Here is a 359-nt window from a genome sequence, read left to right on the forward strand (position 1 = left end):
CCCAGCGCACCCAGGTTAGGAATCGCGATCGCCGGCAGACCCGGCAACGACGCCAAGAAATTCGCCGCCAGGTTGGCACCAGTCTGGATCGCCCCGTTGATGCCGGCCTGGAACGCACCGGCCAGGTTGCCCAGGTTGGCCGCGAAGCTGGCCGCCAACGCCTCACCCGTCTGGATCAAACCACCGAGGTTGGCCCCCAAATTCAAGCTGCCATTCAGCGCCGCATTCAGCGACGCGCCCAGCGACGCACCCAACCCGTTCAGCGCCGCGGACAACTCCACACCCAGCGCACCCAGGTTAGGAATCGCGATCGCCGGCAGACCCGGCAACGACGCCAAGAAATTGGCCGCCAGGTTGGC

Annotated in this window: 1 pseudogene; it reads right to left on the bottom strand. The window is 66.3% G+C overall.

Going from position 1 to position 359, the window contains the following annotated elements:
• Positions 1-359, bottom strand: a pseudogene (locus BST11_RS27835) (hypothetical protein); the annotation flags it as partial.

Source organism: Mycobacterium alsense (assembly GCF_002086635.1).
GTDB lineage: Bacteria > Actinomycetota > Actinomycetes > Mycobacteriales > Mycobacteriaceae > Mycobacterium > Mycobacterium alsense.